Source organism: Azorhizophilus paspali, assembly GCF_043587585.2.
Taxonomy (GTDB): Bacteria; Pseudomonadota; Gammaproteobacteria; order Pseudomonadales; family Pseudomonadaceae; genus Azotobacter; species Azotobacter paspali.
Genome location: NZ_CP171449.1, coordinates 34,935 through 59,282, shown reverse-complemented (window position 1 = coordinate 59,282; position 24,348 = coordinate 34,935). Strand labels below are relative to the sequence as shown.

Annotated in this window: 25 protein-coding genes and 1 pseudogene; 18 read left to right on the top strand and 8 right to left on the bottom strand. The window is 65.7% G+C overall.

Annotated features, from left to right (window positions below; genetic code table 11):
• Positions 1–169: 169 nt before the first annotated feature.
• Positions 170–2,806 (bottom strand): annotated as a pseudogene (gene mgtA, locus ACGI6K_RS00300) (magnesium-translocating P-type ATPase); the annotation flags it as partial.
• Positions 2,807–3,508: 702 nt separating this feature from the next.
• Here mgtA and ACGI6K_RS00295 point away from each other — a divergent pair.
• Entirely contained in the window at positions 3,509–4,009 is a 501-nt protein-coding gene (locus tag ACGI6K_RS00295; protein ID WP_435576104.1) for an alpha-amylase family glycosyl hydrolase, read from the top strand.
• 159 nt (positions 4,010–4,168) lie between these two features.
• Complete coding sequence (locus tag ACGI6K_RS00290) at positions 4,169–5,386, top strand: aldose 1-epimerase family protein (protein WP_376948387.1); 1,218 nt, start codon at positions 4,169–4,171, stop codon at positions 5,384–5,386.
• A gap of 34 nt (positions 5,387–5,420) precedes the next feature.
• Here the strand turns inward: ACGI6K_RS00290 and ACGI6K_RS00285 are convergent, their stop codons facing one another.
• Positions 5,421–5,657, bottom strand: a complete 237-nt coding sequence (locus tag ACGI6K_RS00285) for a hypothetical protein (protein ID WP_376948389.1) — start codon at positions 5,655–5,657, stop codon at positions 5,421–5,423.
• Positions 5,658–6,042: 385 nt separating this feature from the next.
• Here ACGI6K_RS00285 and ACGI6K_RS00280 point away from each other — a divergent pair, with 385 nt between their 5' ends.
• From ACGI6K_RS00280 to ACGI6K_RS00260, 5 genes are read left to right on the top strand one after another with little or no spacing between them, the layout of a single operon-like run.
• Positions 6,043–7,140 (top strand): ABC transporter substrate-binding protein, encoded by a 1,098-nt coding sequence (locus tag ACGI6K_RS00280; RefSeq protein ID WP_376948394.1) that lies wholly within the window; start codon positions 6,043–6,045, stop codon positions 7,138–7,140.
• The gene (locus tag ACGI6K_RS00275; protein WP_376948396.1) at positions 7,131–7,835 is read left to right on the top strand and encodes a GTP-binding protein; all 705 of its coding nucleotides are present in this window, start codon (positions 7,131–7,133) and stop codon (positions 7,833–7,835) included. The genes ACGI6K_RS00280 and ACGI6K_RS00275 overlap by 10 nt, the downstream gene beginning before the upstream one ends.
• Positions 7,832–8,839, top strand: a complete 1,008-nt coding sequence (locus ACGI6K_RS00270) for an ATP-binding cassette domain-containing protein (protein WP_376948399.1) — start codon at positions 7,832–7,834, stop codon at positions 8,837–8,839. The genes ACGI6K_RS00275 and ACGI6K_RS00270 overlap by 4 nt, the downstream gene beginning before the upstream one ends.
• Positions 8,827–9,411: a nitroreductase family protein gene (locus ACGI6K_RS00265; RefSeq protein WP_376948401.1), complete on the top strand. Its 585-nt coding sequence runs from the start codon at positions 8,827–8,829 to the stop codon at positions 9,409–9,411. Before ACGI6K_RS00270 ends, ACGI6K_RS00265 begins: the two co-directional genes overlap by 13 nt.
• Positions 9,412–9,415: 4 nt before the next feature.
• Positions 9,416–10,546 carry a glutamate-cysteine ligase family protein gene (locus tag ACGI6K_RS00260; protein WP_376948403.1) on the top strand — a complete coding sequence of 377 codons (1,131 nt, stop codon included), beginning with the start codon at positions 9,416–9,418 and terminating at the stop codon, positions 10,544–10,546.
• A 178-nt stretch (positions 10,547–10,724) separates the two neighbouring features.
• Here the strand turns inward: ACGI6K_RS00260 and ACGI6K_RS00255 are convergent, their stop codons facing one another.
• On the bottom strand, positions 10,725–12,767 hold the full coding sequence (locus ACGI6K_RS00255; protein ID WP_376948405.1) for an AsmA family protein: 2,043 nt from the start codon (positions 12,765–12,767) through the stop codon (positions 10,725–10,727).
• 191 nt (positions 12,768–12,958) lie between these two features.
• On the opposite strand from ACGI6K_RS00255, the gene ACGI6K_RS00250 reads away from it, so the two are divergent.
• Entirely contained in the window at positions 12,959–13,783 is an 825-nt protein-coding gene (locus tag ACGI6K_RS00250) for an alpha/beta fold hydrolase (RefSeq protein WP_376948407.1), read from the top strand.
• 84 nt (positions 13,784–13,867) lie between these two features.
• Here ACGI6K_RS00250 and ACGI6K_RS00245 read toward each other — a convergent pair whose 3' ends face one another.
• A complete protein-coding gene (locus tag ACGI6K_RS00245) occupies positions 13,868–14,275 on the bottom strand; it encodes a hypothetical protein (RefSeq protein ID WP_394543235.1) in 408 nt (135 codons plus the stop codon).
• Positions 14,276–14,502: 227 nt separating this feature from the next.
• Here ACGI6K_RS00245 and ACGI6K_RS00240 point away from each other — a divergent pair, with 227 nt between their 5' ends.
• Positions 14,503–14,973: a MerR family transcriptional regulator gene (locus ACGI6K_RS00240; RefSeq protein WP_376948411.1), complete on the top strand. Its 471-nt coding sequence runs from the start codon at positions 14,503–14,505 to the stop codon at positions 14,971–14,973.
• On the top strand, positions 14,948–15,364 hold the full coding sequence (locus ACGI6K_RS00235; protein ID WP_376948433.1) for a carboxymuconolactone decarboxylase family protein: 417 nt from the start codon (positions 14,948–14,950) through the stop codon (positions 15,362–15,364). The genes ACGI6K_RS00240 and ACGI6K_RS00235 overlap by 26 nt, the downstream gene beginning before the upstream one ends.
• A gap of 118 nt (positions 15,365–15,482) precedes the next feature.
• Here the strand turns inward: ACGI6K_RS00235 and ACGI6K_RS00230 are convergent, their stop codons facing one another.
• Both ACGI6K_RS00230 and ACGI6K_RS00225 read right to left on the bottom strand, forming a co-directional pair.
• The gene (locus ACGI6K_RS00230; RefSeq protein ID WP_376948413.1) at positions 15,483–15,674 is read right to left on the bottom strand and encodes a CsbD family protein; all 192 of its coding nucleotides are present in this window, start codon (positions 15,672–15,674) and stop codon (positions 15,483–15,485) included.
• 123 nt (positions 15,675–15,797) lie between these two features.
• Positions 15,798–16,025, bottom strand: coding sequence for a hypothetical protein (locus ACGI6K_RS00225; protein WP_377968933.1), 228 nt, complete (start codon positions 16,023–16,025; stop codon positions 15,798–15,800).
• 226 nt (positions 16,026–16,251) lie between these two features.
• On the opposite strand from ACGI6K_RS00225, the gene ACGI6K_RS00220 reads away from it, so the two are divergent.
• From ACGI6K_RS00220 to ACGI6K_RS00205, 4 genes are all read left to right on the top strand, one after another.
• Positions 16,252–17,058: an endonuclease gene (locus ACGI6K_RS00220; protein WP_376948417.1), complete on the top strand. Its 807-nt coding sequence runs from the start codon at positions 16,252–16,254 to the stop codon at positions 17,056–17,058.
• 242 nt (positions 17,059–17,300) lie between these two features.
• Positions 17,301–17,588: a general stress protein gene (locus tag ACGI6K_RS00215; RefSeq protein WP_376948419.1), complete on the top strand. Its 288-nt coding sequence runs from the start codon at positions 17,301–17,303 to the stop codon at positions 17,586–17,588.
• A 246-nt stretch (positions 17,589–17,834) separates the two neighbouring features.
• Complete coding sequence (locus tag ACGI6K_RS00210; RefSeq protein ID WP_376948422.1) at positions 17,835–18,386, top strand: ATP-dependent Clp protease proteolytic subunit; 552 nt, start codon at positions 17,835–17,837, stop codon at positions 18,384–18,386.
• 533 nt (positions 18,387–18,919) lie between these two features.
• Complete coding sequence (locus tag ACGI6K_RS00205) at positions 18,920–19,723, top strand: hypothetical protein (protein WP_376948425.1); 804 nt, start codon at positions 18,920–18,922, stop codon at positions 19,721–19,723.
• Between the two features lie 380 nt (positions 19,724–20,103).
• Here ACGI6K_RS00205 and ACGI6K_RS00200 read toward each other — a convergent pair whose 3' ends face one another.
• Positions 20,104–20,373 carry a hypothetical protein gene (locus ACGI6K_RS00200; RefSeq protein ID WP_376948427.1) on the bottom strand — a complete coding sequence of 90 codons (270 nt, stop codon included), beginning with the start codon at positions 20,371–20,373 and terminating at the stop codon, positions 20,104–20,106.
• Positions 20,374–20,993: 620 nt separating this feature from the next.
• Positions 20,994–21,122, bottom strand: a complete 129-nt coding sequence (locus ACGI6K_RS00195; RefSeq protein WP_376948429.1) for a hypothetical protein — start codon at positions 21,120–21,122, stop codon at positions 20,994–20,996.
• Between the two features lie 478 nt (positions 21,123–21,600).
• Here ACGI6K_RS00195 and ACGI6K_RS00190 point away from each other — a divergent pair, with 478 nt between their 5' ends.
• Genes ACGI6K_RS00190 through ACGI6K_RS00175 form a run of 4 tightly spaced genes read left to right on the top strand, consistent with a single transcriptional unit; the run spans position 21,601 to position 24,296 of the window.
• Positions 21,601–22,242 carry a sulfite exporter TauE/SafE family protein gene (locus ACGI6K_RS00190; protein WP_376948431.1) on the top strand — a complete coding sequence of 214 codons (642 nt, stop codon included), beginning with the start codon at positions 21,601–21,603 and terminating at the stop codon, positions 22,240–22,242.
• A gap of 31 nt (positions 22,243–22,273) precedes the next feature.
• Positions 22,274–22,900, top strand: coding sequence for an IS607 family transposase (locus ACGI6K_RS00185; RefSeq protein ID WP_377968931.1), 627 nt, complete (start codon positions 22,274–22,276; stop codon positions 22,898–22,900).
• On the top strand, positions 22,897–24,105 hold the full coding sequence (locus tag ACGI6K_RS00180) for an RNA-guided endonuclease InsQ/TnpB family protein (RefSeq protein ID WP_394543227.1): 1,209 nt from the start codon (positions 22,897–22,899) through the stop codon (positions 24,103–24,105). The genes ACGI6K_RS00185 and ACGI6K_RS00180 overlap by 4 nt, the downstream gene beginning before the upstream one ends.
• A gap of 23 nt (positions 24,106–24,128) precedes the next feature.
• On the top strand, positions 24,129–24,296 hold the full coding sequence (locus tag ACGI6K_RS00175) for a hypothetical protein (RefSeq protein ID WP_376947935.1): 168 nt from the start codon (positions 24,129–24,131) through the stop codon (positions 24,294–24,296).
• Positions 24,297–24,348: the final 52 nt, after the last annotated feature.

Below are 24,348 nucleotides of genomic sequence, written 5' to 3'. Positions count from 1 at the left end.
CCCCGCAAAATGAGAAATATACGCGACTGAGATGAATTACCGCGTGCAAAGCATTAGTGTTCATACATAGAACACCAATTAAGTTAAGCTTTTTAAAACCTCGAGATTCGAGGACAGCCCCGCCTTTCTGCCTGGACTCGGGCAAAAATGCGGCCTCAGGCGCCCCTCACTACTCAAGGCCCCCCCGATACCTCCGCTGCGCACTCCTCGGCCTTCTTGCCGCCGCATAAAACCGCCGCTTCACCGCCTCCGAAGCCGCCGCATAGAGCAGGGTGATCAGCCCGATCGTCGCCAGCAGCGCGGGCGGCAGGGGCACCAGATCGAACCAGGCGCCGGCCGGAGTGTAGGGCAGCAACACGGTGAGCAGCATCACCACCAGGGTGCTGGTCAGCAACAGGCGGCCGGGGCGGCTGCGGTAGAAAGGTTTGTAGGTGCGCACCACGAAGACGATCGCCAGTTCGGTGAGCAGCGATTCGACGAACCAGCCGGTGCGGAACAGTTCGGGCCGCTCGCCGACGAAGTGGAACAGCACACCGAAGGTCAGCACGTCGAAGGCCGAGCTGACCAGCCCGAACACCACCATGAAGTTGCGTACTTCGCGGAGGTTCCAGTGGTGCGGGGTGCGTTCCCACTCGCGGTCGACGTTGTCGCCGGCGATACCCATGGCCGGGATGTTGGAGAGGAAGTTGTTGAGCAGGATCTGCTTGGCCAAGAGCGGCAGGAAGGGCAAAAACAGCGAGGCCAGGGCCATACTGATCATGTTGCCGAAGTTGGCGCTGGTGGTGATGAAGATGTACTTGAGGGTGTTGGCGAAGGTGTGGCGGCCCTCGTCGATGCCCTGGCGCAGCAAGTCCAGGTCGTGACGCAGGAGGACGAAGTCGGCCGCCTCCTTGGCCACGTCCACCGCCTGCTCCACCGAGACGCCGACATCCGCCGCGTGCAGCGCCGGCGCGTCGTTGATGCCGTCGCCGAGAAAGCCGACCACGTGGCCAGTCTTCTGCAGGGCGAGGATGATCCGCTCCTTCTGGTTGGGATCGACCTCGGCGAACAGCGCCACTTGCGGCGCCAGGTTGAGCAGTTCCTCGTCGCGCATCTGCAGCATCTCGCCGCCGGTGATCACTCGCTCGGCTGGGATGCCGACCGCCTCGGCGACATGGCGGGTCACCAGACGGTTGTCGCCGCTGACGATCTTCACCGCCACGCCCAGCCGGCCGAGATCCCGCAGGGTGTCGCGCACGCCGGGTTCGGGCGGGTCGAAGAACAGCAGGAAGCCGGCGAAGGCCAATTCTTTCTCGTCGCTTTCGGTGTAGCGCGTCTGGCGCGGCACCGGCCGGCAGGCCAGGCCGAGCACCCGGTAGCCCTGGGCGCTCCACTGCGCGTAGCGCTCGCGGAGCGCGGCCAACGCCGCTTCGTCCAGGGGCGCCGTCGCCTCGCCCTCGCCGATCCGCGTGCAGCGCTCCAGCACCTTGTCCAGTGCGCCCTTGACGATCATCAGCGCCTCCTTGTCCACACCTTCGACGACTACCGCGAGTCGCTTACGCACGAAGTCGTAGGGGATCTCGTCGAGCTTGCCGAAGGCGCCGAGGTCGAGGCCTCGCTCCCGCACTTTGGCGACCAGCGCGGCGTCCAGGGCGTTGGCCAGCCCGGTTTGCAGGCTGGCGTTGAGGCCGGCCAGCAGCAGGCCGCGCTCCGAGGGCTGGCCGTCGGGGCCTAGGGCGCCGTCAAGCTGCACCACGCCGCGGGTCAGGGTGCCGGTCTTATCGGTGCACAGCACGTCCATGGCGCCGAGGTTCTCGATGGCGTTCGGCCGGCGCACTATCACCCCGCGCCGGGCCATGCGCTGCGCGCCCTGGGCCAGGGTGACGCCGAGGATCGCCGGCAGCAGTTCGGGAGACAGGCCGACCGCCAGGGCGATGGCGAACAGCAGGGTATCCACCGTGGGCCGTTCGAGCAGGATGTTGGCCGCCAGCACGCCGACCACTATCAGCAGCATTACCTTGAGCAACAGCGCGCCGAAGTGGCGCAGGCCGCGCTCGAACTCGGTCTCCGGCGGGCGCAGGCTCAGGCTGCGGGAGATCCGCCCGTACTCGCTGTCGGCGCCGGTACGCACCGCCAACAAGGTCGCCGTGCCGCTGCGCAGCGAGCTGCCCATGAACAGGCAGTTGTCGCGCTCGGCGAGGCTCGCGCCGGGCTTGGCCAAGCCCGGACGCTTCTCCACCGGAAAGGTCTCGCCGGTCAAAAGGCCCTGGCCGACGAAGCAGTCGCGCGCCGCCAGCACCAGCCCGTCGGCGGGGATCAGGCTGCCGGCGGACAGTTCGATCACATCGCCCGGCACCACCTCGCCGGCTGGAATCTCGACCAGCACGCCGTCGCGGCGCACCCGGGTGGTGATCGCCACGCGCCGGCGCAGCCGCTCCAAGGCGCTGGAAGCGCGGTATTCCTGGCTGGCGCCGAGCAACGCGCCGATCAGCACGATCGCCAGCACTATGGCCGCATCCAGCCAGTCGTGGACCACCAGCGAGACGATGCTGGCAAAGATCAGGATCAGCATCAGCGGACTGCGCAACTGTTCGAAAAACATCTGCGCCAAGCCACGGGGACGGGTCCGCTCCGGCACCTCGCCGGCACCGGCGCGAGCCGCCGCGGCGGCACCAGAAAGTCCTTCGGCGGCGCAGTCCAGAGCGGCGAAAGCCTGCGCCGGCGTCCAGCTCCACCAGGGCTCGCCGGGTTCCGCCGGAGGTGCCTTGCGCGGCGGGCGCAGCATGCGCCGGAACTTCGACAGGCGCGAAGCCCACCTGCCGGGAACACCGGCGGACGAATCCTTGTCGTTGGAAGCGCTCATCTCTCCCCCGTATCGGCGCAGGCCGGCATGCCTCTACAGCGTAGCCAGTACGGTAGTCGCCGGGGCGAGGCGTGCTGTCGCGCTCCGGCCGCATGGACAGCTCGCGGCGTTATTTTTTCGCGATCGGCCAGCGCAGGCCGGCCGATGCGATCCGCACGATTGCCGGTCCGAACGTGCGAACATCTGCATTCATCTTGATGAATCGTTTTACCTACCGATAAATCCAGAAAAAACCTTACAACGACAGGTATCTTGTCAAACGAAAATCCCCTTATTAAGGTAGCGATACCCCGACGCGGGGACCCTTGCCGGGGCAGAGCGGCCCACCCATTCCGGGCCGGCTTCGGCAGACGACAATAACAACAAGACGGCGGCGACGCGTCCTGGCCCACGGCTCAGGGACAGCGTTATCTCCGAAACAAGGTGTCCATGCTTGCAGTCATCCAGTCGCCCGCGCCCGCAGGTGATATCCCCGGCCCTCGCTCCCGGATCTTCTTCGTCCCCCCTGCCGGCACAGGCGGCGACGCACCTCCCGGCGCTTTCATGTGCCCTGCCCGGCTGCATCGTTCGGCAGGCATCCATTTCCAATGACGGCCCTGAATACAGCACTCACTACGCCAGGAAACACGCTCTACCTACCAATAATCCCAAGAACAGGAAGCCCGTATGTTTCGTCGCAAGTTCCTCGCCACTAGCCTCGCGACCGCCGTCGCCCTGTCCCTGACTTCCTTCCACGGCAACGCCCTAGCGGCCACTCCCAAGACCACCGCAGGCGACGAGGACTGGGTCCGCCACGCGGTGATCTACCAGATCTATCCGCGCTCCTTCGCCGACGGCGATGGCATGGGCGATCTGTCCGGCGTCGTCTCACGGCTGGACTACCTGGACAGGCTGGGCGTGGACGCGCTGTGGCCGTCGCCCTTCTATAAATCGCCCCAGGCCGATGCCGGCTACGACGTGGCCGACTACCGCGTCGTCGACCCGATCCACGCCCACGGCATGAAGGTGATCGTCGATCTAGTGCCCAACCACACTTCCGACAAGCACCCCTGGTTCCAGGCGGCGTTGCAGTCGCCGCCTGGTAGCTCCGAGCGCGCCCGTTACATCTTCCGCGACGGCCGGGGCGAGAACGGCGACCTGCGCGTGCTGATCAACATGGGCGCATAGGCCACGGCGCTGCCGGCCGGCAGCCAAGTGCTGCTGTCCAGCGAGCCGCTGGTCGCGCCGGACCGGTTGCCGGCCAACGCCGCGGTCTGGCTGAAGCGGACCTGATCGCTATCCGGGGCGACCTCGCGGTCGCCCCACAACAAGAAAAGAAGGATCACTATGCACAAGCTTTCCTACCTCATCGGCTTCACCGCCATCGTCAGCACCACCTCTGCCCTGGCCCGGGACTACATCCTGCTCGACACCGACAAGCCGGCGCAGAACTGGAGAATCGACAGCCAGCAACTGGGTATCCAGACCGACAAGCCGTTCTCGGTCAGTCTGCGCACCCTGCACGGCGGGCGCCAGGAAGGCGTCAGCCTGATCGACATCGATACCGGCGCCATGACCATCACCGTGGTGCCGACCCGCGGCATGAACGTGCTGCGCGCGGTGGCCGGCGACGTTCGCCTGGGCTGGGACTCGCCGGTCAAGGAAGTGGTCAACCCAGCGTTCATCGAGCAGAACGGCCGTGGCGGCCTCGGCTGGCTGGAGGGTTTCAACGAACTGGTCACCCGCTGCGGCTACGAATGGGTCGGCCACCCCGGCACGGACAACGGCGAACTGCTCACCCTGCACGGCCGAGCGGCGAACATCCCGGCAAGCAAGGTGGTCCTCAGCATCGACGAGCAGCCGCCGTACGCCATACGCCTCAGGGGCGAGCTGAAGGAGCAGGCGTTCAAGAAGGTCGACTTCAGCATCGCCACCGAGCTGAGCACCACGCCGGGAGCCACGGGCTTCGTCATCGACGACACCCTGAGCAACGACGGCGACTACCCCAAGGAGTACCAGGCGCTCTACCACAACAACTTCGGTACCCCGCTGCTGGAGCAGGGCGCGCGCTTCGTCGCCCCGGTCAAGCAGGTCTCGCCGTTCAACGAGAAGGCCCGCGGCGACCTCGCCAACTGGCAGACCTACCGCGGCCCAACCAAGGACTACGACGAAACCGTCTACAACCTGGTGCCTTATGGCGACGACAAGGGCGACACCCTGGCCGTGCTGCACAACCGGGCCGGCGACCGTGGCGTGCGGGTCGACTACAACGTCCAGCAGTTGCCGGTGTTCTCCCTGTGGAAGAACACCGACACCGCCGGGCAGGGTTACGTCACCGGCCTCGAGCCGGGCACCAGCTTCTCCTACAACCGTCGCTTCCAGCGCCCACTCGGCCTGGTGCCGAGCATCGGACCCAAGGAGCAGCGCCGGTTCCGGGTCGGCTTCGCCCTGCTCGCCGACAAGGCGGCGGTGGACCAGGCCGTGCGGCGGGTCGAGGAAGTCCAGGCGGGCCGGCCGACCGAGGTGCGCGAGATGCCGCTGGTCGATCTGACCAAGCAGCAGTAAGTCCTTCCGGGACGCCTTCGGGCGTCCCCTCCTGTCAGGCGCCGGCGCTTCCCTCCAGCAGCGCGCGCTCCAGGTCCTCGGTCGCCGCGACGACGGTCCGGAAGTTCTGCTGCGCCTCCTCGTCGCACGGATCGGTCCGCTCGATCCAGGCACGCGCATGGGTCAGGGCGTGGCGGGCCTCTTCCTCGGCCTTGCCCAGCAGGGTGGCGCTGCCCAGCTTGCGCGCGCCGACCAGGCGGCGGGTGGCATTGACGATGCCGCGTGACTTCATGGCGTGTTCCTCGTGATGAATGCCTCGGAAGCGATGCCAGCGGCGTGCCAGAAGCCCGCAGCAGCCGCCGGCCGGGCCGCGAGCGCCGGTGGCAGCGCGTCGAGGGTTCGCCCCGGTACGTCTGCCGCGGCGAAATGTTCGGCGACGAACATTTCCTGCACGCGCCCTGCCCCGCCCACAAGCCCGCAGCCCCGGCTGGCGCGGCTTTGCGCTGGCTGGCCCGAATCTCGCTAAAGCCGGTCCGTGGGATGGAAAACCCGTACAACCACTCTCCGCCGGTCAGCATCCCCGGTGGGAAAGACCTACGGTCGTTTCCCACCCTACGGACCCAGGCCGCCGTGGGGTGGAAAACGCGCGCAGCGATTTTCCACCGACCGGGGCACCCATGGACCAGACGACCCGCCGGAGCAAGGAGGTCAGCGTGACGACGCCACAGCACATCACCGCCGACACCGCCCATCACGCGTTGCCGACGCCCGACGCCCTGGGCGGGCTGGACCTGCTCGGGCGCATGCCGATTCCGCTGCGCCGGGCGTTCAAGGCCGGCATCGACCAGACCTTGGCGGCGCAGCGCGCGGCCGGCGGCGAGTCCCTGAACTGCTGCTGCCTGGGTGGCGGCGAGTGGTATAGCCCGTTCGACACCCTGGCGACCGAGCGCGATCCGGCGCGCCTGCCGGGCATGCTGGTCTCGACCATCTACCAAGACATCCTGTCGCCCGGCCTGCTCGCCCACTACGCCCCCGGCCCCGACACCCATCCCCTGCCCGCACTGCATCCGGCCTGCGCGGTGGCCGGTCTCGCCGACCCGCTGGGCGTCTTCCGGGTGTTCTCGGTGATCCCCTTCGTCTGGCTGGTCGACAAGCGCCGGCTCAAGGGCCGCCAGCCGCTGCGGGGGTGGAGCGACCTGCTCGACCCACAGTGGGCCGGGGAGATCGTCTTCGGCGGTTGGCGGCCGAATCCGCAGGTGCCCTACCAGGACTACAACGCCTATCTGCTGCTCATGCTCTACCTGGAATTCGGCCAGGCCGGGCTGCAAGCCTTCGCCGGCAACGTGCGCCACCTGCAGCACAACGTACGCACCGCGACCCAAGCCGGTTCGAACAGCCAGGACGTCGGCGCCATCGCCGTGCTGCCCTGGCTGCAGGCCGAACTCTGCCCGCGCCGCGAGCGCACCGTGGTGCTCTGGCCGGAGGACGGCGCGCTGGCCATGCCGATCGGCTACCTGCTCAAGCCCGGCCAGGAGCAGCGCCTTGCCCCGCTGGTCGACTACCTGCACGGCGCGCGGCTCGGCGCTGTGCTCGCCCGCAACTGCTATCCGCCGACTGGCCTGGCGACGGCGGGCGCCTTCCCGCCGGGAGCGCGGCTGAAGTGGCCGGGCTGGGAGTTCTTCCGCCGTCACGACTTCGACGCCGAACAGCGCCGCGCCGTCGAGCTGTTCTTCGCCGCCGGCCGCACCCAGGGGGGATTGCACCTATGCAACTGATCACCGTGGCCGGCTCGCCGTCGGTCGGCAAGACCTCGGTCATCCTCCAGGTCGCCAAGCTGCTCAGGGAGGCAGGCCTCGCCGTCGGCGTGGCCAAGTTCGACGCCCTGTCCAGCGACGACGGGCACCTCTACGCCAAGCACGGCATCCCGGTGGCGGTCGGCCTGGCCGGCGCCCTGTGCCCGGACCACTACTTCGTCTCCAATATCACCGACTGCCAGGCCTGGGGCCGGCGCCAGGGTCTCGACGTGCTGATCGGCGAGAGCGCCGGACTGTGCAACCGCTGCTCGCCGCACATCGAAGGCGTGCTGGCGATCTGCGTGGTCGATGCCCTGGCCGGGGTGCACACGCCGAAGAAGATCGGCCCGATGCTGCGCCTGGCCGATCTGGTGGCGATCACCAAGGGCGACATCATTTCCCAGGTCGAGCGCGAAGTGTTCGCCTTCCACGTGCGCCTGGCCAATCCTGGCGCGCCGGCGCTGTTCTGCAATGGTCTCACCGGCCAGGGCGCCGCCGATTTGGTCCGCCACATCCGCGCCACCGCACCGACGCCGGACCTGGACGGCAGCCGTCTGCGCTTCTCGATGCCGGCGGCGGTCTGCCCCTACTGCGTCGGCGAGACCGCCATCGGCGAGACACATCAGCGTGGCAACGTGAAGAAGATGCGCTTTGCCGACCTGGAGGACTCCCGATGAGCCTCGCCGAGCTGCCCTTCGCCCTGCTACCGGAACGCCACCCGGTGGCCGCCGAGTTTATCGTCGCCCTCGCCCTGCCTCCCGCCGCGCCCGGCGCCAGCGTCGGCCAATGGCTGGCCGGGCTGCCCGACGAGGCGCTGTTCGACGCAGGCATGCAGCGCGAGCAGTTGCTCGATCACCTGGAACGGCTGGTCGCCGAGGTGCGCGCCCTGGCCAAGGCCACCGATGAGCGGATCGACAGCCTCACGCTGCTCGGCGGGCGCGACAAGCAGGGTCGCGCCGAGAATCGGGAACTGGTCTTTTACGCCGGCGAGATCGTCTGCATCGTCGGTCCGACCGGTTCGGGCAAGAGCCGCCTGCTCGCCGACATCGAATGCCTGGCCCAGGGCGACACGCCGACCGGACGCCGGGTGCTGGTCAACGGCGCCGAGCCGCCCGCGGAGCGGCGCTACGCGCCGGACCGCAAGCTGGTCGCGCAGCTCTCGCAGAACATGAATTTCGTCGTCGACCTGAGCGTGCGCGAGCTGATCGAAATGCACGCCCGCTGCCGGATGGTCGCCGACCCGGAAGGCATGGCGCTCACCGTGATCGCCTGCGCCAACGCCCTGACTGGCGAGAAGTTCGCCGCCGACACCTCCGTCACCCAGCTTTCCGGCGGCCAGACGCGCGCCCTGATGATCGCCGACGCGGCGCTGCTGTCGGCCTCGCCGGTGGTGCTGATCGACGAGATCGAGAACGCCGGGGTCGACCGCAAGCGTGCGCTGGACCTGCTGGTCGGCGGCGCCAAGATCGTGCTGATTTCCACCCACGACCCGCTGCTCGCGCTGCGCGGCGCGCGGCGGCTGGTGATCCGCAACGGCGGCATCGCCGAGGTGCTCGACACCAGCGCGGCCGAGCAGCGCAACTTGGAGCGCATCGAGCGCCTGGACGCTACCCTGATGGGCATCCGCGAACGACTGCGCGCCGGCCTGCGCATCGAGGAGACACTGACATGGGCGCCATGATCCCGACTCCCGCGCCGGATTCGGTCCTGGACCTGCTGCTCAACCGCCGCTCCTGCCACAGCGTGCGCGCGCCGGGGCCGGACGACGCGGAGCTGGCGCTGATCCTGCGCGCCGCCCTGCGCGTGCCGGACTTCCAGCGCCTGCGTCCGTACCGCTTCCTCGCCGCCCGCGACGAGGGCCTGGACCGCCTGGGCCAAGCCATGCAGCGCGCCGCCGTCGCCGCCGGGCGGAGCGAGGCGGAAATCGCCCGCACCCCGCGCATGCCGCATCGCGCGCCGCTGGTGATCAGCGTGGTGGCCAGCCCGCGGCCAAGCAAGGTAGTACCGCTGTTCGACCAGCAACTGTGCGCCGCCAGCACCGTGCTGGCCATGCAACTGGCTGCTCGTGCCCTCGGCTACGGCGGCCTGTGGCGCTCGGGCTGGCTGATGTACGACCGTGGCTTCCACCGCGAACTGGGACTGGGCGAAGACGAGCAGATCGTCGGCTTCCTGTATCTGGGAACGCCGCAACACGCCGAGGAGACAACGAATGAGGCTGTGCCAGACCCCTACGACTTCCTCCGCTGGATCTAAGCCGATGCCGGCGATGCACTACGGCATCGAATTCGAATACCTGCTGGTCGATACCCGTGGCCCGCAGGCCGGGCGCCTGCGCGATATCCACGCCCTGGACGTCCCCCGGCTCGCCGAATTGCTGGCCGATAAGCCCGGCCTCGGCGACCCGGAGCTGGCCGAGGGCGACCTGGGTATCCGCAACGGCTACTGGTATCTCGAAGGCGACGAGCGCTTCGACCTGGAGGGGCGCCTGGTCGGCTTCGTCGCCAAGGGCGTGGAAATCCGCACCCCACCGCGCCCGAGCGTCGCGGTCGCGATCGACTGCCTGCTCGACATCGAGCGCCAGCTCGCCGCGCGCCTCGAACGCGACGGCCTGGGCCTGGCCATCGCCGGTTTCGACCCGCTGCGCACCCACTATGGCTACCAGCCGCCGCTCAACGCCTACGAACAGCGGCTACGCGCCGACGACCGCGAATACGAGGGCATGGAGCTGTCGATGCTGACTTACGGCCCGGACCTCAACCTGTCGCTGCCCGACTGGAGTACCCGGCGCAACCTCGACGCCGCGCGCAAGCTCAACTACTACGCGCCCTACATCGTGCCCTTCAGCTTCAGCTCGCCATACTGCGCCGGCCAGCCCTGGCACGGCTGGTCGCGGCGCACCTGGCTGCGCTGCGAGCAGCGCCCGGCGGTCAAGCTGTTTCTCGGCCTCGAAGAATACGCCGAACAGGCCGAGCGCTCGCCGCTGTTGCGCCCGGCGCGGCTGGCGCGGGAGGCCGGGCGCATCGAGTTCAAGGCCTTCGACGCCATGCCCTCGGTGGAACTGCTCGCCGCCTGCTGCCACCTGCTGACCGGCATCTGCCTGGCGAACAACCTGCGCGGGCGCAGCGAAACCCCGGACGTGGCGCTGTACCGGCGCGCCGCGCTGCACGCCTTCGACGATGCCGAAATCCGCAACGGCGCTCGCGCGGCTCTGTACGCCGCCGCCGAGGCCCTCGACCGCGCTGGCAACGAGATCGCCGTCGCCGGCCTCGCGCCTCTGGCGCGGCTGCTGTCGAGCCGCCGCACGCCGGCCCACGACCTGCTCGCCAACGATCGGCTGTTCCATCCGGGCGGGCTGGCCGACACTCTGCCGCGGGCGGCGGCCTGCTGAGCCATCACTGCCGCCGGGCCGATGGCACCCTCTCCCCCGGCCCCTCTCCCTGAAGAAAGAGGGGAGAGAGCGGAGTTCCGTCGAATCCGTGAGAGCACGCGCGATCGTATTGGGGAAGATGGCGAGAGCCCGCCCCCTCGCCCTCGGGTAGAGGCAAGAAGATTGCAACCTGTGGCCCTCAATCCGCCCGGCCGGTCTTCATCTGCTCCAGCAGGGGCCCGCACTTGTTCGGCTCTCCGCTACTTGGCGCGATAAGCGCGAGCAGGCCGGCCACCGGAGCGACGGCGGCGCCAAGAACCGCCATGCCGGCACCGCGCGCGATCAGGCCTTCGGCATGCACCCCTGGGTCCGGGTTCTTGAAAGTGCCGCGCACGTATAGCGGCGAGCGCAGCGAGATGATCCGCACGCCCTTGGACTTGGGCACGATGTCGAGATCCATCGCCTCGCTCTTGAAATCGACCGAGCCGTCGATATTGATCACCGCGTTTTCCGTGTCGAAGACGAATAGCCGCGGGGTCGCCAGGCCGTTCTTGAAGCCGATGTCGGCCGCCGCACAGTTGATCGGAACCTCGTCGTCGCCGAACAGGCGTTCGACGACGTAGCTGCCGACATTCAGTCCGGCGAGTTCCATCAGCGCTCGGCTGATGGTGCCGTCGTCGATTAGGAGCTTCAATTCGCCGCCGGCCGAGCCGAGCAGAGCGGCCACCGAGTTGCCGGTGCCTCTCAGGTTGGCGTCGCCGTTCAGCTCGCCGAGGCTATCGCGCATGGTCTCGACGGTGGGGAACAGACGCTTGAGTTCGAGGCCGCGGATGCTCACCTGGGCCTGGCCGTCCAGCGGCGTCCGCCGGCCGTCGAGAACGATCGTGGTATCCAGGCGCCCGCCGGCGACGCCCAGGCGCAGCGGTTCGAGGCGCAGCCTGCCGTTCTCGAGATGCACGTGGGCGGACAGGTCGGTGATCGGCAGTTCCTTGCTGCGGACGATGCGCTTGCCCTCGAAGCGCACATCGGCGTCCATGTCGCGCCAGCGCTCGGTGCGGAACTCCTCCACCGGTAGGGCCTTATCCGGCGGCTGCTTGGACTCCTTGCGTTTGGTCCCGGTGTCGGCACCGATCAGCGGGCCGAGGTCGCGGAACAGCAACTGCTTGGAGGTCAGTTCGCCGGACAGTTTGGGCCGTGGCTTGCCCGCCACGTAGGCGAGATCGCCGTGGATATCGCTGTCGCCGACCTTGCCGCTGAAGTCGCGATAGCGGTACTCGGCGCCGTCCGGGGCGCGCAGGTCGGCGCTCAGCCGCCCCTCGGTGGAATAGGCTGCGGTATCCGGCAGGGTCACGCCGATCAGCGGATGCAGGTCGGCGAGGCTGTCGCCCGACAGGCTCAGACGCAGATCCAGGGCGCTGAGCGTGCGCGGCGAAACCAGGGTGCCCTCGGCACGCAGACGGCTCTTTCCGGCGCGCAGGTCGACCTGCACGGGGAACGGCAATTCGCTGTCCTGCAGGGCCAGGAGTCCGCCGACCTTACCCTCGCCGGAAAGCGGCTGGCCCTGGTAGCGGCCTTGCGCTTTCCAGGCGAAGGCGTAGTCCTGGGGCTGGCCGCCGCCCTGGGCGGCGCGCCCGGCCTGCGCCTCGCCGACGATCTGCGCGAAGGGGATCGGCGCGCCAAGAGGCGTGACCTCCACCTGCAGATCGGCCTTGAGCACCCGGTCGTCCAGACGCACCAGGGCCCGGTCGAACTGGACGGTGCCGATATCGAGGGTCCAGGGCGAGGGCTTCTTGTCTTCGGCCTCGTCGCCCTGCTCGAAAGTCCAGTTGGCGCGGCCGTCGGCCAGGCGCTGGAGGCTGGCCTCCGGCCCGCCCAGCGTGATCTGCGGAATGCGCACGGTCCTGCCGAGCAAAGCCAGTGGCGACAGGCTCAGCTCGACCCGTTCGAGGCTGACGAAGCGCTCGCCCTCGGCCCAGTCCGGATTGCCCAGGCGCAGCGCTTCGGCGCTGATCCACGGCCAGGGCAGCCAGGCCCGCCAGCTGGACTCCTCCGCCGGGCGCCGCCAGTTCACTCTCAGGTCGCCCTCGATGGCGAAGGGACGCTTCAGGGCTTCGGAAACCTGGGCGTTGATCCGCGGCTTGAGCCGGTTCCAGTCGAAGGTCGCGACGAGCACGACGAGGGTGGCGATCAGTGCCGCCAGAGTGCCGAGTCCCCAGACGAGGATCTTTCCGCTACGCGTCATGTCGTTCTCCGGCTGCCGTCCCCGCGGGCAGCGCTTTTCCTATCGACTGACGAAACGCGGCGATGACTCCTGCGGCAACGATGAGCGGTCCCGGCCGGCACTAACGCCCGCCGGCAAAGTCGTAATCGATAGGACGGGTCGTGAGCAGACTTGCGGCCCCACCACCACGCTCCATACGAGGAAATTTGCGCATGTCCACGTTGACGCTCCAAGACGGTACGACCCTCTTCTACAAGGACTGGGGATCGGGCCAGCCGATCGTCTTTTCCCACGGCTGGCCGCTCTGCGCCGATGCCTGGGATGCCCAGATGCTGTTCCTCGGCTCGCGCGGCTACCGGGTGATCGCCCACGACCGCCGTGGCCACGGCCGTTCGGAGCAGACCTGGGACGGCAACACCATGGACCAGTACGCCGACGATCTGGCGCAGTTGCTGGAGGCGCTGGATCTGCGCGACGCCGTGCTGGTCGGCCACTCCACCGGCGGCGGCGAGGTGGCCCGCTATATCGGCCGGCACGGCACAAAGCGGATCGCCAAGGTGGTGCTGCTGGGTGCGGTGACGCCGCTAATGCTGAAGACCCCCGGCAACCCCGACGGGGTGCCGAAGGAGGTGTTCGACGGTATCCGCCAGAGCGTGCAGGAGAACCGCGCGCAATTCCTCAAGGAGCTGCCGGTCAGCTTCTACGGCTTCAACCGCCCCGGTGCGAAGGTTTCCGAGGGCCTGCGCGACGCCTTCTGGCTACAGGGCATGAACGCCGGGATCAAGCCGGTCCACGACTGCATCGCGCAATTCTCCGAAACCGACTTCAGCGAGGACCTGAAAAAGATTGACGTGCCGACCTTGATCGTGCACGGCGACGACGACCAGATCGTACCGATCGAGGCCTCGGCCAGGCGCGCCGCGCAGTTGGTGCCGAACGCCGTCTTGAGCGTCTATCCGGGCGGTTCGCACGGCCTGGCGCAGATTGAAATCGAGCGCTTCAACGACGAACTGCTGCGCTTCATCATCGAGGGCTGAAAACCCTGGACAAGGCGATGCCCGCCGAGGCGGGCATCGGCGAAAGCGGAGCGGCCGGTCCGCCGCTCCGGCGATCGCGCCGACTCAGCGACCGGTATGCTCGAACACCTCGTAGTGATCGTGATGGCGGCGATAGGCCTCTTCACGGAAGTGGGCCTCCCTGGCCCGGCGCCGCTCCATGGCCTCGTGGCGCCGAATCGCCGCCTGCCGGTGAGCCCATCCACGATGGTGGTAACGCTCGGCGACCCGGTAGCGTTCGTCGCACCTGTCGTGGCGATGATGTCCATTGTGATGGTCATGCCAACGTCGATCGTTCTCGTGGGCGAGCAAATGGCCATTCGTGCCCACGGCGGCGGCGCCAGCCGCCCATGGATTGCCTCCCCTCGGCTCGGCGCCGCCGGCCGCGACGCCGGCATTGCGCTCCTGCAGGCTCGCCGAGGCCTGGCCCACGGCGAAGAAAGCGAACAGGCCAACGAGCATTACCCTGGTCATACAGCGTTTCATGGTCAGGCAACCCTCTATCGGAAAAGGCGATACGGCGATCGAGCGGCCGGAACCGGCGGGGCAGGCCCAACCGAAACGCTCGAAGGCACGCCTTATGCGACCCCGAGTTAGAACGAGAGTTCTGCTTCGAGCCGCGCAGCGCGCCGAACCGTGGCCCGGTCCGGGCTCGAAAAAGCCCTTGACTTGGAGCGCACTCGAACTTCTAGGCTCCTCCCATGAGCAAATACCTGACCATCTCGCAACTAGCGGCCCGTTTCGGCCTGAGCGCGCACACGCTTCGCTACTACGAGCGCATCGGCCTGCTCGACCCCGTGGGCCGCGACAGCAGCGGACATCGGGTCTTCGTCGAGAAGGACCTGCTCTGGATGGAGTTCCTGCTGCGCCTGAGGAGCACCGGCATGCCGATCCGGCGGATGCAGCGCTACGCCGAGCTGCGCCGGCAGGGCGAAACCACCCTGGCCGCACGGCGACAACTGCTCGAGGAGCACCGGCAAGCGGTCGCGCGGCGACTCGACGAACTGGGCCGGTCCCTGGCAGCGCTCGACGGGAAGATCGGCATTTATCGACAACTCGAGGACGAGGTGAACACCCGTGAATCCTCCGCCAATCGCGATCAACAACCTTCTTTCGATCATTCTGATAGGAGCGAGCATGACCGGCATGGCCAGCCAGACGCCCGAAAATGACCGTCGCGCCCGGGGCGAGGCCGCACTAACGGAAATTGCCGGCAGCGCCGGGCAAAACGTGATCGACTCGTTACGGGACATCGCTCCGGAACTGGCCGACTGGATTCTCGACTTCAGCTACGGCGACGTCTTCTCCCGCCCTGGGCTCGACTACTGTACTCGGGAACTGGCCACTGTCGCGGCGCTGACGGCCATGGGCAATGCTCAGCCGCAGTTGAAGGTGCATATCGGCGGCGCCCTGAACGTGGGCTGCGAACCGGCGGCGATCATCGACGTGATCCTGCAGATGGCGATCTATGCCGGCTTTCCCAGCGCACTGAACGGCGTGGCGGCGGCACGCGAAGTATTCGACGACCGCGGCATCGACCCGCGCGCCGCAGGGAAAGGTTAGGCGCCCTCTCGTCGCTCGACATGTCATCCGGAAAAGGCAATGCCCGCCGGAGCGGGCATTGGTGAGAACGAGACGACGGCGTACGCGGATCGGCCGTCCCGTTGCGCCGTCTCGCGGGTCAGGCTCGGTCGACACCGCGCTTGAGCGAGTCCTTCACGTCGCCCTTCACTTGTTGGGCCTTGCCCCGGTTTTCCTGAGCACGACCTTCGTTTTCCAGGGCCGGATCGTCGGCGGCGCCGCCGACGCCCTTCTTGATCTTGCCGGCCAGTTCGTTCGCATTGCCTTTGATCTTGTCCGAAGTGCTGCCCATGTGTCGTCTCCTTGTTTCAATGAGTGACACCAGAATGGACCGGCAAGAAGCCGCCATTGTTTGACGAGCCCCGACGAACGGTGCAAAAACCTAGAATCTCCGCGCGGCACGGGGCCGTTCGCTCTAGTCATTCGCCAGACACTCGCGCATCCGGGCCTGCAGCCAGGCCCGATCCTGCTCGGCGCTACGCGTCAGCACCCGCTGCTGGTAGAGCGCCAAGCGCCGCTTGCGCTCCATGGGCGAGAGCCCGTCCCAGCCGACGAATAGCCCAGCATCGTCCATCACCTCCTCAAGGCTCGCCTCGGGACGGGAAGGCGCGCGCAGCCAGCGCCCCAGACCGACTCCGATCATGAACAGGACAAAGCACGCGAAACAAACGAAAAGCACGATGGCAAGTATCATCAGCCGCCCTCCCTAGCATTGAATTTCGTAACAGTTCATTACGACATCGTTGCTGTGACAGTCGAACCCACCGAAAGTGCGTGCCCATCCGGTCCCGCGGACGGGAGGCCGATGGATGGGCGGACGGCGGCCTCGGTAGAATCCCCCGCCCTGGTCGACAGATGGAGCCGCGTCGATGAAGCCCCCGGCCACCAAGAAGATCGTTTCGCTGCTCTCCGGCATCGCCCTGGCCGTTGCTGGTGCCCTGTTCACGGATATCCGGCCTCCCGCCACCTTCGGCGAGGCGAAGCGAATCGCCCGGGACATCCATGCCGACGATTCGCTCACGTTCTATTGCGGCTGCCGTTACCAGGGCAATCGCATCGACCTCGCCAGTTGCGGCTATCGGCCGCGCAAGAATCCGCAACGCGCCGGCCGGCTGGAGTGGGAACACGTGGTGCCCGCCTGGGTCATCGGCCATCAACGCCAGTGCTGGAAAAAAGGCGGACGCGACCACTGCACGGCCAACGATCCGGTCTTCGCCCGGGCCGAGGCCGACCTGCACAACCTGGTGCCGGCGGTCGGCGAGGTCAACGGCGACCGCAGCAACTTCGGCTTCGCCATGCTGGGCGGGAGTTCCGGCCAGTACGGGCAGTGCCGGATGGTCGTCGACTTCCAGGCACGCAAGGCCATGCCGCCCGAGGAGGTGCGCGGCGCCGTGGCGCGCATCCAGTTGTACATGCACGACCGCTACGGGCTACACCTGTCTCGGCAGGACCGGCAACTGTACGAAGCCTGGAACCGCCAGTACCCGGTCAGCGCCCGGGAACGCCGGCGCAACCAGGAAATCGCCTGCCGGATGGGCTGGGGCAACCCGTACGTCGGCGAGGTCGAACTGTGGCGTTGCGGCTTCGCCGGGGCCATGACCGGCCTGCTCGATACCGCCCGGCGCCTGATACGGGACACTCTGGACGGTTTTCTCGACGCTCTGCCGAAGCGCTGATTGGAAGAGCCGATATCGGGCAGCTATTCTGCGAAATCGAGGCAGCCGCTTTTTATCGCGCGGCAGAACGCCCGGCCGAACGGGCGCCGGCGAAGAAATGCGTCCGATGCAACGCGAGCCGGGCCGAAAAAAGCGGAACTGCCCGCACCAATGCGACTCCATAACAGTGAGTGTCGCTGATGAGGGTAAGCGAAGCGAGGCACTCTACTTGTTGTTGTTTGCCTAAACGATTGGAGGTCGTCATGACTGAAGACAAAGGTAACAAAGGTAAGATGAGTGTAAGCGAAGCGGGGCGCAAGGGCGGTGAGACAACCGCCGCTAGCCACGACCGCGAGTTCTACCAGGAAATCGGCAGCAAGGGCGGCCAGCACAGCGGAGGCAACTTCAAGAACGATCCGGAGCGCGCTTCCGAAGCCGGCAGCAAGGGCGGTCGTAACAGTGGTGGAAACTTCGCGAACGACCGCGAAAGAGCCGCCGAGGCAGGCCGCAAGGGTGGCCAGCAGAGTCACGGAGGCGGCCGCAAGAGCTGACCCGGACCAGAGCGGAGGCTTCGGCCTCCGTTCCTCATGGCCAATGCGAGGCTAATCCGGGCATTCTAGGTTTCCCTGGTGCGCAAGACGGGAGTCGGCGTCACGACCCGTTCGAAGGGTAGTGGTCACCCACTACTGCGCGCCCGCAGGTCGCAACGACAACCGCCGCGTCAACGAATGCCACAGCAGGAACATGGCGGATGTCATGAACAGCCATGGTGACGCCAACCACGAGAGAAGTAATAGATGACCACTCACATCATCCACTTCACGGGGCCGATAAACTCTTCGACGTGCGGGCAGCTCATCAACAAATGTTCACAGGCGATAAAGCAGGATGCCTCCGAACTCACCATAAAGATCGCTACCATGGGCGGAGAATGCAGTTACGGCTTTTCTCTCTATAACTTCCTGGTTTCTCTTCCCGTTCCGGTCAATACCCATAATCTGGGCACCGTCGAGTCCATGGGCAATATCATCTTTCTTGCCGGGCAACGACGCACCGCCTGCCAGCACAGCAAGTTTCTCTTCCACCCCTTCCACTGGACCATCCACGGTTCGGTCGACCACGCCAGAATGTCCGAATACGCCATGAGCCTGGATTTCGACCGGGTTCTTTATGCGCGCATCGTCGCGGAACGCACTCTAGGAGCCATGGACCCCCTAGACGTTTCCCAGTATCTGACCGCCGACTCGAAGATCCTGACGCCCGACGAAGCCCTCGCCGCCGGACTCATCCACGCCGTGGAAGACCCTGGCATGCCCGCCGACGCAACCAGTTGGAGCATCCACTCCTGAGGCGACGCGAAGCGCTTCGCGCCGCCGCCGATACAGTCCGGGGTCCTTGCTACTGGGGCGTTCAGCACGGATTCCGCTCTTCCCACTCCACGTGCTCGGGCTCCATTTTGCCTGTTTCCCGGTCCGTCACCACCGCCTCGTCGTAGGCGTCCGGCGGGATCTCTCCTTCGTCGACACCGACCTCGTGGTCCGGATACGATTTGGAGCGCCCCCGGTTCACGATAGGGCCGCACGGCCCCGGATACGATTTTTCTCCATCTTGCCCATGACTCATAGCCACCTCCGCCAATTCCGGCACAAGTAGGGGTTCCGATGAATTAGAGGGACACCGGGATCGAAGCGTTCGACGGATGCGCGACCGTCCGTCAAGAAGCCGCTCTGGCATCCCGCGCCTTCGCGGATAGACTTGCCGGAGACAATTGCCCCCGATCCGAGACGCAATGGCCTTCCCTTGCAAAATGCGGATCATCGCCTCGTCCAGCAAGCCGGTCCGCCCCGCGCCGGATGAAAATACCCGGCCCCGGAGACCGATCATGCACTACCTGTTCGTACTCGGAGCACGCGACCCCGAGATGACCATTATTGAGGATCTGGCTCGGAAAGCCGGACACGAGGTCGCCCATGCCATGGCCGGCGAACGACGGGTGCATGCCGGCAATGCCTATGTCGCCGAACGTGCCTCGACATGGCCAGGCCGGCATCGCGGCCCCGTCGTCTGGGTCGAATGCGCCCTGGCCGACGGCGGTGTCCCACGGGATCTGGTGATCGACCACCATCGCGAGAACGATCCCGGCTTCAGCATGCCACCCAAGCGTTTCTGGGAAGGCGCCTCGCTCGGGCAGGTCTGCACCCTGCTCGGCATCGAACCGACCCGGGAGCTGCGCTTGGCGGCGGCCGCCGACCACTGCCTGAACGCCGCCTATCTCGGCCGCTGCCCCGGTATCGCGCCGAAAGAGATGCGCGCCTGGCGACTGGCCTCCCGCGCGGCTTGGCAAAAGCTCAGTCCCGAGGTACTGGCCCGACGCATCGAAACAGGCATCGCGCAGGTGCGCTCGCTCGAGCGGCTGCGTGTGGGCGGGTTCGAATTCGCCGATGCCATGGGCCGGGAGATACCGGAAGTCCCGGAAGCCTCCGCCATTCTCGGCATCGCCGTGATGTACAGCCGGGTCGAACCGCATTCCGGGCGGACCAAGATCGGCGCCTTGAACGGCACCCCCGAGATGCTGGAAGCCTGGATGGATTTCGCCCGCGACGTGCTCGAGCTAGCCGATGTCTACGGCAGTCCAGTCCGGGGCTATGCCGGCGGATATCTGCGCGAGGGTCCGCGCGGAAGTTGACGACTGGAAGGACATGCTTTTTGCGAAACGTCCCGCTCAATCGAGCGGCTTGTCCTGCGGAACGTCGAGGCACTTGCTGGACAAACGCCCCGCGGCGACTTCGCATCTCTCGCCAAGCCGTCCCGAGCCTTGTCTTGAGCCGAAACTTGCAGCGTCCCGAAATTTCGCCTGCCGACTTCGAGAGGAACCGCTATCGGGAATCCTCGAAGTCCCAGTTATCTGTAGTTACCACATTCACGACAATAACATTGCCCCGTATTCACTGCCGACCTGGGGGTCGTGTGAGCGGACATCCGGCGAAGTTCGGAGAATCGTCTTCCGACCGACCCACCGCTCGATACGCCTTCAGCACGACCTTGGCCCAAATCGACTTCGAATGGTCAAGTCGATTCGGCATAAAGATCCTCGTTTTCCGGAACGCCCGGCGACGACTCGTCCGGTGACCATCGCAGTTTTATCGATTTGCTGTAGGAGGTATCTCCCAATATTTCGAGCAGTGCATGGGCGCGCACCGTCTCATAGTAGGCTCTTTTCTTGAAGAACCGTGCCGCCCCCCTGTCACCGGCTTCGCCACACAATTCATTGGCGGTATCGCGATAGACATGTGCCAATTCCAGACGCCGATAAGCGCAACGTGCAAACCCATTCATATTCAGCCGACTCCAGAGCGTGATGGTGCGATGGACCGGTCAAGCCTGCCCGACCCTCAGTAGTTAAGTATTAAAATGTAAAAATTGCTCTTTCCGGACAAACTTGGCGACGAGCGGTGGATTTTCAATATTGAACTTTCGAATAATGCCCACATTGTCTGCAAGTTTAACTCGGGTCATAAGTAAAAATTTCGTGTATATCGATGTGAAACGTGAAGAAACCGTGAAGAGCCGCGCCATATCGATGCTCGATCAACAGCCCGATTACAATTTCGGAAATCCTCGATAAAAATAATGCGGCGAATGCCGGAACCGAGCTCTGGTTTTCATGAATGGATTTCGAGCATTTCGCTTTCGGCCAGTCCCCCATACTTGGCGGCCCCATGCGAAACCTGTCGGGACGATGGACTCAGGTAATTGCATATGAAGTACGGGCAGGTGGAAAGCGGTATATTTTTCGGCCCATGAACAATGGCGGCGCGCCAGGGTTCTGGCACTGGCGCCGACTTGGCTAGCCCATTCCTCAAGACTTTGCTTGTCGTCGGGGTGTCGATGCAGGAATGCCGTTACCCGTCGCAGACGGTTGTCCCTGCCTTCGGAATGAATAGCGGAGCGCTGCTCTACTGGCCGACCTCGCCGACCAACACGAGCATGGCGCGCGCCTCATGACTGTCGATCCCGTAATTCCAGCCGAAGCCGTAGGCGGCGATGACGAGTTCGCGCAGCAAAGCTGCCCAGATTAAGAACACGGCAATCGCTTGGCAGCATTTCGCAAAGGTCGGTACACACGTAGGCGACGGCCAATTCCACGGCCTGCGGGTATTCGGCAACATGGTCGAGACCGCCGCAAGACACCCAGTAGGCCCGTTCGCGAGGGATCGTCCAATAGCTGCACCGGGTCTGCACGCGCAGACCGTTCGAAGTCACGAACATCAATTGACCGCGTCGATGCGAGCGTTCGGGAATCCGCTGTCCCTTGGGATACCCATATCGCTCGGCCACGATCGGAAGCGATGAGCGATCGGGGTCGCGACGCCCCGCCAGCGGCATGTCCGCCTCGCTGAAATGTTTGACCGGCTCGCAAAAATCGTCCATCACGCCGCCACTTACCATATGGACGCGTCAATACATATATGCACCGGATTTCCCGGAACGGCTCTACCCGACGAATATCGATCCCTCGAACGCTCATGCATGCCTTGCGCTTCGCGCCGAGACTTCTGAATCATGACAATCGAATTATCCCTTGGCATTTTCTTCGTCGCCGGTTTGGTCGGCGGTCTGCTGCTCGGCCTGATCGGAGTCGGCATGGCCCTGATCACTGTACCGCTTTTGATCATGGCTTTGCCGATGTTCGGCTTCGACCCCGAATATGCGCCCCTGGTCGCCCTGGCCACATCGATGGCGGTAGTGTCGGTCGGATCGGTTTCTTCCGTACTCTCTCATAACAAACTTGGCAACGTTGACTGGTCGATAGTGAGGATCGTTGTACCCGCCAGCCTGATTGGCGTCGGTCTCGGCAGCCTGAGTATCGATTTGTTTTCCGGCACGCTGCTCAAATGGTTGTTCTGTATCTTTCTGTCGATCATCGCCGCGCGCATGTTGCTGCCGACGAAAAAGAAAACCGCGAATGACGCCATCGATACCACGGCGCCCTGGGTCTATCGTTCGGCCGGTGGCCTGATCGGTATCGCCGGCTCGCTGATCGGTGCCGGCGGCGGTGTATTCATGGTTCCCTTCCTCAACCGTATCGGCCATGCCCAGGGCGGTGGCCACCTCCACCACCATCGGCCTGCCGGTCACGGTTTTCGCCGCCATCGTGCACGCCAGCCAGAGCAGTGCGCCGGGGGCTTTAACAGTTTGATTTAAAAACCATCATAGCTGTGCAATACTACCCAATATGGGTAGATTGGTGAGCATTGGTGAAGCCGCCAAGGCGCTGGGCGTGTCGATCACGACGCTGCGCCGCTGGGAGGCATCGGGCAAACTGGTTGCCGAGCACACGGCAGGCGGCCATCGCCGCTACGACCTCGCCAAACTGAAGCCTGAGCTGTTCCGTTCGGAGGCCGAGGCCTGCCGCAGGACGGTGGCCTACGCTCGCGTTTCCAGCCACGACCAGAAGGACGACCTGGAGCGCCAGAAGCAGGTGCTGGAGCTGTACTGCGCCCGCCAGGGCTGGACGTTCGAGGTGATCGCCGACCTGGGCTGCGGCATGAACTACCAGAAGAAAGGGCTCAAGCGCCTGCTGGAATCCATCGTCGAGGGGCAGGTCGGGCGGCTGGTCATCACCCACAAAGACCGGCTGCTGCGCTTCGGTGCGGAGCTGGTGTTCGCCATCTGCGAAGCGAAGAGCGTCGAGGTGGTCATCCTGAACCAGGGTGAGGACACCACCTTCGAGGAGGATCTGGCCAAGGATGTGCTGGAGCTCATCACCGTGTTCAGCGCCCGGCTGTACGGCTCCCGTAGCCGGAAGAACCAAAAGCTGCTCGACGGCGTGAAAAAGGCTGTGGAGGACTCGCAGTCGTGATCCTCGCCCACAAGATCGCACTCGCCCCCAACAACGCACAGGCGACCTACTTCGCCCGTGCCGCGGGCGTGGCGCGGTTTGCCTACAACTGGGCGCTGGCCGAGTGGGGCCGGCAGTACGAGGCACACAAGGCCGACCCGGCGCAACCCAGGCCGTCGCAGGCTGCTCTGCGCCGGCAGCTCAACGCCATCAAGCGCGAGCAGTTCCCCTGGATGCTCGAGGTCACCAAGAACGCCGCGCAGATGGCCATCATCCAGCTCGGGGAGGCGTTCAAGAACTTCTTCGCCGGCCGGGCCAGGTACCCGAGGTTGCGCCGCAAGGGCGTGCATGACCGCTTCACCCTGACCAACGATCAGTTCGCCCTCGGCTGCCGCATCCGCATCCCCCATCTCGGCTGGGTGCGGATGCGGGAGGCGTTGCGCTTCTCCGGCAAGATCCTCTCGGCCACGATTTCCCGCGTGGCCGACCGCTGGTTCGCCAGCATCAGCGTGGATACCCAGGACCTGACCCACTTGCCCAAAGCCGAAAACCAAGGCGCGGTTGGTGTGGATCTGGGGGTGTCCGCCCTGGCCACGCTCTCGACGGGCGAGGTGATCACCGGGCCGAAGGCGCATGCCGCCCTGCTCAAGCGCCTGCGCCGGCTGTCGCGCAGCCTGAGCCGCAAGCAGAAAGGCTCGGCCAACAGCAAGAAGGCCCGCACCCGACTGGCAAGGCTGCACGCTCGGATCGCCAACATCCGCCAGGATGCTTTGCACCAGCTCACCACGGGCCTGACCCGCCGATTCCCGGTGATCGGGATCGAGGACTTGAACGTGGCCGGGATGATGAAGAACCGCCGTCTGGCACGCTCCATCGCGGACAGGGGGTTCTTCGAGTTCCGCCGCCAGCTCGACTACAAGCGCGAGATGCGCGGCGGCGAGGTGGTGGTGGCGGATCGCTGGTTCGCCAGCAGCAAGACCTGCTCGTGCTGCGGGCATGTGCGGGAGAGCCTGCCGTTGGCGGTGCGTACCTGGACGTGCCCAGACTGCCAGGCCCGGCACGACCGGGACGGCAACGCGGCAATCAATTTGAAGCATTACGCCGTGAGTTCCACGGTGTCGGCCTGTGGAGGGGAAGGCGCTGGCTCTGGCGGCAACGCCAGGGTGAAACCGGCCCCGTCGAAGCAGGAAGTTAGCAAAAAGCTACCTATGGGGAGCTTTGGATAGGTCTAACAGAACGGGATAGCGCCATGCTCGGCCACATCTACCTTCCCGCTTTCATCGGCCTGGGCCTGGGCAGCGTACTGGCCGCACCGCTCGGCGCCCGTTTTTCCTCCAGAGTCCTGGCCGAACTGCTCAAACGCGTCTTTGCCTGGCTGCTGATCGCGTTGGTGGTAAAACTCGCCCTGAGCGCTTGATCCGCCCCGGCGTTTGCGCTTTTTCACGTACGCCAGAGCCTGTCGAGATACG

Bases quoted from the DNA above. Each gene is read 5' to 3' on its own strand.
- ACGI6K_RS00295 (WP_435576104.1), top strand. From the start codon at position 3,509: ATGTTTCGTCGCAAGTTCCTCGCCACTAGCCTCGCGACCGCCGTCGCC.
- ACGI6K_RS00290 (WP_376948387.1), top strand. From the start codon at position 4,169: ATGCACAAGCTTTCCTACCTCATCGGCTTCACCGCCATCGTCAGCACC.
- ACGI6K_RS00285 (WP_376948389.1), bottom strand. From the start codon at position 5,657: ATGAAGTCACGCGGCATCGTCAATGCCACCCGCCGCCTGGTCGGCGCG.
- ACGI6K_RS00280 (WP_376948394.1), top strand. From the start codon at position 6,043: ATGGACCAGACGACCCGCCGGAGCAAGGAGGTCAGCGTGACGACGCCA.
- ACGI6K_RS00275 (WP_376948396.1), top strand. From the start codon at position 7,131: ATGCAACTGATCACCGTGGCCGGCTCGCCGTCGGTCGGCAAGACCTCG.
- ACGI6K_RS00270 (WP_376948399.1), top strand. From the start codon at position 7,832: ATGAGCCTCGCCGAGCTGCCCTTCGCCCTGCTACCGGAACGCCACCCG.
- ACGI6K_RS00265 (WP_376948401.1), top strand. From the start codon at position 8,827: ATGGGCGCCATGATCCCGACTCCCGCGCCGGATTCGGTCCTGGACCTG.
- ACGI6K_RS00260 (WP_376948403.1), top strand. From the start codon at position 9,416: ATGCCGGCGATGCACTACGGCATCGAATTCGAATACCTGCTGGTCGAT.
- ACGI6K_RS00255 (WP_376948405.1), bottom strand. From the start codon at position 12,767: ATGACGCGTAGCGGAAAGATCCTCGTCTGGGGACTCGGCACTCTGGCG.
- ACGI6K_RS00250 (WP_376948407.1), top strand. From the start codon at position 12,959: ATGTCCACGTTGACGCTCCAAGACGGTACGACCCTCTTCTACAAGGAC.
- ACGI6K_RS00245 (WP_394543235.1), bottom strand. From the start codon at position 14,275: ATGACCAGGGTAATGCTCGTTGGCCTGTTCGCTTTCTTCGCCGTGGGC.
- ACGI6K_RS00240 (WP_376948411.1), top strand. From the start codon at position 14,503: ATGAGCAAATACCTGACCATCTCGCAACTAGCGGCCCGTTTCGGCCTG.
- ACGI6K_RS00235 (WP_376948433.1), top strand. From the start codon at position 14,948: ATGGCCAGCCAGACGCCCGAAAATGACCGTCGCGCCCGGGGCGAGGCC.
- ACGI6K_RS00230 (WP_376948413.1), bottom strand. From the start codon at position 15,674: ATGGGCAGCACTTCGGACAAGATCAAAGGCAATGCGAACGAACTGGCC.
- ACGI6K_RS00225 (WP_377968933.1), bottom strand. From the start codon at position 16,025: ATGATCGGAGTCGGTCTGGGGCGCTGGCTGCGCGCGCCTTCCCGTCCC.
- ACGI6K_RS00220 (WP_376948417.1), top strand. From the start codon at position 16,252: ATGAAGCCCCCGGCCACCAAGAAGATCGTTTCGCTGCTCTCCGGCATC.
- ACGI6K_RS00215 (WP_376948419.1), top strand. From the start codon at position 17,301: ATGACTGAAGACAAAGGTAACAAAGGTAAGATGAGTGTAAGCGAAGCG.
- ACGI6K_RS00210 (WP_376948422.1), top strand. From the start codon at position 17,835: ATGACCACTCACATCATCCACTTCACGGGGCCGATAAACTCTTCGACG.
- ACGI6K_RS00205 (WP_376948425.1), top strand. From the start codon at position 18,920: ATGCACTACCTGTTCGTACTCGGAGCACGCGACCCCGAGATGACCATT.
- ACGI6K_RS00200 (WP_376948427.1), bottom strand. From the start codon at position 20,373: ATGAATGGGTTTGCACGTTGCGCTTATCGGCGTCTGGAATTGGCACAT.
- ACGI6K_RS00190 (WP_376948431.1), top strand. From the start codon at position 21,601: ATGACAATCGAATTATCCCTTGGCATTTTCTTCGTCGCCGGTTTGGTC.
- ACGI6K_RS00185 (WP_377968931.1), top strand. From the start codon at position 22,274: ATGGGTAGATTGGTGAGCATTGGTGAAGCCGCCAAGGCGCTGGGCGTG.
- ACGI6K_RS00175 (WP_376947935.1), top strand. From the start codon at position 24,129: ATGCTCGGCCACATCTACCTTCCCGCTTTCATCGGCCTGGGCCTGGGC.